This is a genomic window from Thermodesulfobacteriota bacterium, assembly GCA_036482575.1.
GTDB lineage: Bacteria > Desulfobacterota > GWC2-55-46 > GWC2-55-46 > JAUVFY01 > JAZGJJ01.
On the sequence record JAZGJJ010000064.1, the window covers coordinates 1 to 7868 of the forward strand.

Here is a 7868-nt window from a genome sequence, read left to right on the forward strand (position 1 = left end):
CCCCCCCTCTCAATGGTACGCCTCAGATCCCCGTCGGTTATCGCGCCGACAAGCTTTTTCCTTTTTCCTTTTCCTTTCCCCTCGAAAACGCCGGTGATGCCGAGCCTCTTGGTGGTCATCTCGAGGAGCGCCTCCTTCATCGGGGTCGTACGCTCGACCATCGGCATGGCCTCACCCGTGTGCATGAGCTCGGCGACCTTCAGGAGCTTCCTCCCGAGCTGCCCGGCGGGGTGTATGGCGGCGAACTCCTCCTCCTTAAAACCCCTCTTCTCGAGGAGTGCCACGGCGAGGGCGTCGCCCATTGCGAGAGCGGCGGTGGTCGAGGCCGTGGGAGCGAGCCCCAGCGGACAGGCCTCCTCCTTCACTCCTATATCCAGCACCACGTCGGCGTGGCCCGCGAGCGCGGAGCCCGCCCTCCCGGTCATGGCCACCATCTTTATGCCCATCCTCTTTATGACGGGCACCATCTTTATAATCTCCTCGCTCTCGCCCGAGTTGGAAACAGCAAGGAGCACGTCGTTCTTCATAAGCACTCCGAGGTCGCCGTGCATACCCTCGGCCGGGTGGAGGAAGAAGGCGGCCGTGCCGGTGGAGGCGAAGGTCGAGGCTATCTTCTGGCATATGAGCCCACTCTTGCCTATACCCGTTACTACCACCTTGCCCGTGGCCGCAAGTATCAGACCGACGGCCTCGGAAAAGCTCTCGTCGAGCTTCTCCTTAAGCCCGGCTATGGCCTGAGCCTCTATCTCCAGCACGCGGAGCGCGGTCTTCTTCGGGTCCGAGTTGCTCACCTGTTCCCCCTCCCCCCCCTCACGAAGTCGTCGAGCCCCTTAAGCTCTCTTACGAGCGCGGCTATGTCCTTCAAGGCGATGGAGTTGGGCCCGTCGCTCGGGGCGTTATCCGGGTCGGGGTGGACCTCTATAAAGACGCCGTCCACTCCGACGGCTACCGCGGCCCTCGCCAGATGGGCGACCATGCTCCTGTCGCCCCCCGATGACGTGCCGAGCCCGCCGGGACGCTGGACGCTGTGCGTGGCGTCGAATATGACGGGGAAGCCACCCCCCTCCAGATCCCTCATAATAGACAGCCCCCTGAAATCAACGACGAGATTATTATAGCCGAAGCTCGTGCCGCGCTCGGTAAGGGTAACGCCCTCGTTCCCGGTGCTAAGGACTTTCTCGGCGGCGTGCTTCATGTCGGCGGGGGCCATGAACTGGCCCTTCTTTATGTTGACCGGCCGCCCGGTACGCCCGGCCTCTACGAGGAGGTCTGTCTGGCGGCAGAGGAAGGCGGGGATCTGCAAGCAGTCGGCCACCTCGGCCACGGCCTTGCAGTCGGCGGCGGAGTGTACGTCGGTCAGGATTGGGACGGAAAAATCAGTCTTCGCCTTTTCGAGGATCTTGAGCCCCTCTTTAAGGCCCGGCCCCCGGTAGGAGTTGACCGACGTCCTGTTCGCCTTGTCGTAGGAGGCCTTGAATATGAAAGGTATCCCGGCCTCTTCGGTAACGCTCTTTAGCGTTTCGACGATACCGAGGGTCTTACCCTCGTCCTCTATGACGCAGGGGCCGGCTATAAGCACGAGCCCCCCCCCTCCCCCTACGGATACATTCCCTACCTTTACCCGCCTCATGCTTTTTTCCTCTTACGCCCTCGCGCGGTCTTCTTCTTCACGGCCGTCACCTTCTTCTTTTTCCCCTTCTTCGAGGAACCGGCCTTCGCCTCGACCACGGCCTTTATAAAACTCTTGAAGAGCGGGTGCGGCTGTGTGGGACGGCTCTTGAACTCGGGATGGAACTGGCAGCCGACGAACCAGGGGTGGTCCTTGTATTCGATTATCTCGACCAGTTCCCCGTCCGGGGAGAGGCCGCTTGTTATCACTCCGACGGCCTCAAGCTCGTCCTTGTAGCTGTTATTGAATTCGTAACGGTGCCTGTGCCTCTCGCTTATCTCGCTTGAGCCGTAGGCCTTGTGCGCCCTGGTGCCCTTCTTCAAGGTGCAGGGGTAGGCCCCGAGCCTCATGGTCCCTCCCTTGGAGTCCACCCCCCTCTGCTCCTCCATCAGGTCTATTACCGAGTGCGGGCTCTCCGGGTCGAACTCCGAGGAGTTGGCGCCGGCCATGGCCCCAACGTTCCTGGCTATCTCCACCACGGCCATCTGCATGCCCAGGCATATGCCGAAGAACGGCTTTTTCCCTTCCCTCACGTAGCGTATGGCGCTTATCTTCCCCTCCACCCCCCGGCTCCCGAAGCCGCCCGGGACGAGCACGCCGTCGACCTCGCCGAGGAGCGCGGCGGCGCCCTTCTTCTCTATCTCCTCGGAGTCGATATACTTGAGCTCCACCCGGCATGAGTTGGCGAGCCCGCCGTGGGTAAGGGCCTCGTGGAGGCTCTTGTAGGAGTCCCGCAGCTCCACGTACTTGCCGACTATCCCTATGGTGACCTCGTGGCGAAGGCTGCCTATCTTCTTCTCTATCTTCTTCCACTCGTCGAGCTTCGGGGCCCTGGTCCAGATATTAAGGAGTCTTACTATCTTCTCGTCAAGCCCCTCGCGGTGGAAGGCGAGCGGGACGACGTAGATGCTCTCAGCGTCCTCTGCCGCTATGACCGCGTCGATATCCACGTTGCAGAAGAGCGCTATCTTTTTCTTCATCTCGGTGGTTATGGGCCTGTCGGCCCGGCAGAGAAGTATGTCGGGCTGAACGCCGATCTCGCGGAGCTTGTTGACGCTGTGCTGGGTGGGCTTTGTCTTGAGCTCGCCGGCGGTGGCTATGTAGGGGACGAGTGTCAGGTGCACGTAGACCACGTTCTCCCTGCCGAGGTCGAACCTGAGCTGCCTTATGGCCTCGAGGAACGGCAGGCTCTCTATGTCTCCGACCGTCCCTCCTATCTCTATTATGGCCACGTCGACCTTGTTGGCGAGGGCGAGGATCCTCCCCTTTATCTCGTCGGTGACGTGCGGGACGACCTGGACAGTACCGCCGAGGAAGTCCCCCCGGCGCTCCTTGGTTATGATCGAGTCGTAGACCTGCCCGGTGGTGAAGTTATTGAGCCTGGTGAGCTTCGCGTGGGTAAAGCGCTCGTAGTGGCCGAGGTCTAGGTCCGTCTCGGCGCCGTCGTCGGTGACGAAGACCTCGCCGTGCTGGAAGGGGCTCATGGTGCCCGGGTCGACGTTTATGTAGGGGTCGAGCTTCTGGAGCGTTATGGTAAGGCCCCTGGACTCCAGGAGCGCGCCCATGGAGGCGCTCGCAAGGCCCTTGCCCAGAGAGGAGACCACCCCTCCGGTGACGAAGATGAACTTTGTCTTTATCTCTTTTTTCGAATCAGCCATGAAAGATACGCTACGGAGGGGGGGAGGGGGGGGGAACTACTACCCCGCCATAATCCTCCTTACCTCCTCCAGGTCCTCGGGCGTGTCCACGGAGACGGGGTTAAAGGGTGTCTCCACCACCTTTATCTTAAAGCCGTTCTCGAGCGCCCGGAGCTGCTCGAGCCCTTCGCTCCGCTCGAGCGGGGTCCGGGGCAGGGCGGCGAACTTCATCAGAAAATCCCTGCGGTAGACATAGAGCCCTATGTGCTTGAAGACCTCGCCCGGAGGCTCTTTCGAGTAGGGTATGGCAATACGGGAAAAGTAGAGGGCGTAGCCTTCGCTGTCGGTTACGACCTTCACTACGTTCGGGTCCTCGATCTCCGATGGGTCCGTTATCCGTGTCTTAAGGGTCGCGAGGACGAGACTGTCGTCTTCGAGCATGGGGTTTACGGCCGCGTCTATCATCCCGGGCTCTATAAGAGGCTCGTCGGCCTGGAGGTTCACCACCACGTCGTGCCCGCCGCCCCCCTCCCCCCCGGCCCCTGCGGCCTCGGCTACCCTGTCGGTGCCCGAGGCGTGGTCCGGAGAGGTCATTACCACCCTGCCGCCGAACTCCCGGACGGCCCTGAATATCCTCTCGTCGTCGGTGGCTACCGTTACGTCCCCCACGGTGCGCGCCTCCAGGGCGCGCTCGTAAACCCACCTGACCATGGGCTTTCCCCCTATCTCCAAAAGGGGCTTCCCCTCCAGCCGCGTGGAGCCGTACCTGGCGGGGATAATGGCAGCTACTTCCATCCAAATTAATATATCAAATCCGGGCCTTATGTCAAGACGTGCACGGCGATATTACCGGCGGGTGCTACCGCACGGTTAGCGCCATAAGCGGCCCAATACATCACTGCTATCTCGTACCCCGACGGTCGTCATGGCGTTGAAACACCCTCAGGGTGCTGCCGCACTGTTAACGTGTATGCGGGCCCAACAGTCATTCCCTCCGCAACCCCCCAACGGTCGTCCGGAAAATTGTACGCCGTCACGGCGTGCGACCTGTTGACACGCCTATAATATTAAGTTAAACTTACCTCTGATTCTAAACCCTTACCGGTCTCTTGGGATAAAATATGTCGGAAAAACAGGCTATTGAGATAAATTGTTCGGGGTGCAATACCTCCTTCAGGCTCTGGGTGCCCGAAGAACTCGTGACCGAATGGGAGAAGGGCGCCAAAATAAGCTGCGTGCGGTGCTCCGCCCGCTTCCGGGTAAAGAAGGGTGACGAGGGCTTCGAGGTCTCCCCTCTGGAGGAAGAGGGGGAAACGGGGGGCGGGGGGGGCGGGGGAGACAAGCCGGCGGCCGGCGGCAACGGCGGGGGAATACCCGTGCTGTTCGTCGAGGAAGACAAGCTGGCAAGGGCCATAGCGGAGAGCTCGCTGGAGAATATCGGCGTAAACCTCCTTATGGCCAAAAACGCCGAGGAGGCGCTCGAAAGCCTCAAGAGCAAGGAGGTCGAGCTCATCGTCACCGACCTTCACCTGAAAGACCCCGACAACCCGGATGCCAAGCTCGGCGGCGAAGCGTTCCTGAAGAAGGCGATCGAGGGCGGGACCAACATCCCTGCCATCGTCACGACCGGCCAGGACTTGATAGACGACATAGTGCTGGACAACAAGTGGTTCGGCCTGAACGTCAAAGGGTTCGTACAGAAGGGGAACCCTTTCTGGGCCGAGGAGCTCAAGGACAAGATAAAAGAGGCTTTAGGCCTCAACTGAGCGGCTGCTCAGCCGTACTCTTTTTCAACCAGGGCGTAGGCGCTGTGGTTGTGTATGGACTCCCGGTTCTCCGCCTCTATCCTCGCCCACTTGATCCCCTTTATCCCGCCGAGATTCAACGCCGCCTCCCTCACGACGTCCTCGACGAACATAGGGTTGTCGTAGGACCGCTCGGTCACGTACTTTTCGTCGTCGCGCTTCAGGAGCGAATATACCGGCGAACTGGCCGACCCCTCGACGACCTCTATCAGGTCCTCTATCCATAGGAACCCGTCGAAGCGCACGGCCACCCTGACCTCCCCCCTCTGGTTGTGCGCGCCCCTGTCGCTTATCTCCCTGGAGCAGGGGCACAGCGTGGTGACCGGCACCCTCACCTCAAGGACCATATCCCTTTCATCCCCGAGAGAGCCGGAAAGCCTGCAGACATAGTCCATGAGCCCCCTGGACCCGGAGACCGGCGCGGCCTTCTCTATGAAGTAGGGGAACTCGACCTCCAGGTGCGCCGTCGAGGCGTCGAAACGCTTCTTCATCTCCTCCAGGATGTCCGGGAACTTCTCAACGCTTATCTCGCGGCGGTGCTCGTTAAGTATCTCCACGAACCGGGACATGTGCGTGCCCTTGAACTGGTGCGGCAGGTCCACGTACATGTTTATGGAGGCTATGGTGTGCTGGATCTTGTTCTTCTTGTCGCGGACGCAGACCGGGTAGCGCACGTCCTTTACGCCGACCTTGTCTATGCCGATATTCCTCGTGTCCGGCTCGCTCTGGACGTCTCTGAGCCCCTTCCTACTCATAGTACGCGGCGGCGGCCCTCTCGGACTCCCAGACCCTTACCCTCTTGACGCTGACGTTGCCGTCGTTAAGGACTGCGGAAAGCTCCCCGTGGATGAACCGCGCCAGGTTCTCGGCCGTGGTGTTGAGCTTATCGAAGGGCGGGACGTCGTTCAGGTACCTGTGGTCGAGCTTGTCGATAACCCCGGCCGTGGCGGCCTTGAGCTCCTTGAAGTCGAGCGCTATGCCGATCTTGTTAAGTTTCTCGACCGTTATGTGGACCTCCACCTTCCAGTTGTGGCCGTGGAGCCTCTCGCAGGCGCCCTCGTACCCCCTCAGGTTGTGCGCCGCGGCGAAGTCGGTCTCTATGCTGAGCTCGTACATGGCTGAAGTCTACCACAAAACCTGCACTTTGAAAATAATGAAACTTGAAGTCCGGGCCGATACGGGGTAAAATCCAAGAATATTTTTTCCATTTTTCCGTTTTTCCATGAAGGTCTTTTTATTGTGGTCAAAAAGAACCTCTCCTTCATAGCTTCGCTTCTACTCGCGCTCATGCTCGCCTCCTGCGCCGTGAACCCGGTGACCGGCAAAAAGGAGCTCATGTTCGTCTCCGAGAGCTCGGAGGTGGATATGGGCAGGGAGGTCTACCCGAGCGCCATATGGGCGGCCGAGGGAGGGGGCGGGAAGTTCGGGGACGAAAGGCTCACCTCGTACCTCAGCGACATAATCATAAAGATCCACGGCGTCTCGCACAGGCCGCACCTCCCCGTGGAGTTCGCCATCCAGAACAGCTCGGTCCCCAACGCCTGGGCCATACCGGGCCACGTGGTAATGACGCGCGGGCTCCTCGCTTCACTCAAGAGCGAGGCCGAGTTCGCGTTTGTCATGGGCCACGAGATGGGCCACGTCTCGGCGAGGCACTCGGCTCGGCAGATGACCTACGGGATGCTCCAACAGGTGGCGCTCGGCGGGGCCGGGATGGCGCTCGGGGACAGAGCCTACACGGACGCGGCGCTGGCCGTGGGCGCGGCGGGAACGGGCCTTATACTCCTGAAGTACGGCAGGGGCGACGAACTCGAGTCCGACGGGCTCGGCATGCTCTACATGACGCGCCTCGGCTACGACCCGGATAACGCTATAAGGGCCCACCAAAACCTCGAAAAAGCGTCCGACGAATACCTCGAGTCCATCGGCAAGGAACCTCACGAAAGGAGTTTTTTCGAAGACCTGCTCTCAACCCACCCACGTACCTCCGTCAGGATAGAGGAGTTGGAAAAGATGAAGGACGCCCTCCCCCCCTTCAGCGTAAAAGGCGACGGGGCCGGAAAGGCGAGGTTCATGAAGATGACCGCCGGGCTCAGGGTAGAGGACAAGATATACCGGGACCATTACGACAATGCGGTAAGGGCGTTTAAGAAAGGAAAGACGGCCCGCGCCGCTGAACTCGTGGACGGGGCCATAGAGGCCGACGCCTCCCAGCCGCCGTTCCACGTGCTGAGCGGCTTTATAAAGCTTAAGAAGAAAGAGTACGGCAAGGCGCGGAGGTCATTCGATAGGGCCCTCGAGCTCGACCGGGACTACCAGCCGGCCTGGCGCGGCATGGGCGCCCTCCATTACCACAGGGAGGATTACGGGGAAGCCATAAAGGCCCTCTCCCAGGCGCTTAAAACCTTCCCGCAGGACTACTCGTCCCACCACTACCTCGGCTTCAGCTACTACAAGACCGAGCGCTACAAGAAGGCCATCCCGCACCTTAAGGCCTTCGCCTCGGTACGGCCGAAGGACCCCGAGGTCCACGGAATGCTCGGGATATGCTACGAAGTGATTCGCGAGTTCAAGGCGGCCTACAACGAATACATCAGGCAACTCAGGGTGGAGCCGGATAGCCGGATGGGCCGTTACGCGGCCCGACGGGTGGAGGCCCTGAGGCCGGTGATGGAAAGACAGAGGAGGTAACCGGTTACCTGATAACGGACAACAGCCCCCCCTTACCCGCACTCCGTATAGCCGCACCCCCTGCAG

Annotated in this window: 8 protein-coding genes; 2 read left to right on the forward strand and 6 right to left on the reverse strand. The window is 60.6% G+C overall.

What is annotated here, in order from left to right:
* The 4 genes from V3W31_02830 to kdsB form a co-directional block, all read right to left on the reverse strand.
* The coding region (locus V3W31_02830) for a KpsF/GutQ family sugar-phosphate isomerase (protein ID MEE9613872.1) at positions 1 to 791 on the reverse strand (791 nt) is incomplete at its 3' end.
* Positions 788 to 1630 carry a 3-deoxy-8-phosphooctulonate synthase gene (gene kdsA / locus V3W31_02835; GenBank protein MEE9613873.1) on the reverse strand — a complete coding sequence of 281 codons (843 nt, stop codon included), beginning with the start codon at positions 1628 to 1630 and terminating at the stop codon, positions 788 to 790. The genes V3W31_02830 and kdsA, both read right to left, overlap by 4 nt.
* Entirely contained in the window at positions 1627 to 3306 is a 1680-nt protein-coding gene (locus V3W31_02840; protein MEE9613874.1) for a CTP synthase, read from the reverse strand. The genes kdsA and V3W31_02840 overlap by 4 nt, the downstream gene beginning before the upstream one ends.
* Before the next feature lie 60 nt (positions 3307 to 3366).
* Positions 3367 to 4101, reverse strand: coding sequence for a 3-deoxy-manno-octulosonate cytidylyltransferase (gene kdsB / locus V3W31_02845; protein ID MEE9613875.1), 735 nt, complete (start codon positions 4099 to 4101; stop codon positions 3367 to 3369).
* Between the two features lie 326 nt (positions 4102 to 4427).
* On the opposite strand from kdsB, the gene V3W31_02850 reads away from it, so the two are divergent.
* The gene (locus tag V3W31_02850) at positions 4428 to 5072 is read left to right on the forward strand and encodes a response regulator (protein ID MEE9613876.1); all 645 of its coding nucleotides are present in this window, start codon (positions 4428 to 4430) and stop codon (positions 5070 to 5072) included.
* 8 nt (positions 5073 to 5080) lie between these two features.
* Here the strand turns inward: V3W31_02850 and folE2 are convergent, their stop codons facing one another.
* Together folE2 and queD are read right to left on the reverse strand one after the other, a co-directional pair.
* Positions 5081 to 5866 carry a GTP cyclohydrolase FolE2 gene (gene folE2 / locus V3W31_02855; protein ID MEE9613877.1) on the reverse strand — a complete coding sequence of 262 codons (786 nt, stop codon included), beginning with the start codon at positions 5864 to 5866 and terminating at the stop codon, positions 5081 to 5083.
* On the reverse strand, positions 5859 to 6227 hold the full coding sequence (gene queD / locus V3W31_02860) for a 6-carboxytetrahydropterin synthase QueD (GenBank protein MEE9613878.1): 369 nt from the start codon (positions 6225 to 6227) through the stop codon (positions 5859 to 5861). The genes folE2 and queD overlap by 8 nt, the downstream gene beginning before the upstream one ends.
* Positions 6228 to 6350: 123 nt before the next feature.
* Here queD and V3W31_02865 point away from each other — a divergent pair, with 123 nt between their 5' ends.
* On the forward strand, positions 6351 to 7802 hold the full coding sequence (locus tag V3W31_02865; protein ID MEE9613879.1) for a M48 family metalloprotease: 1452 nt from the start codon (positions 6351 to 6353) through the stop codon (positions 7800 to 7802).
* Positions 7803 to 7868: the final 66 nt, after the last annotated feature.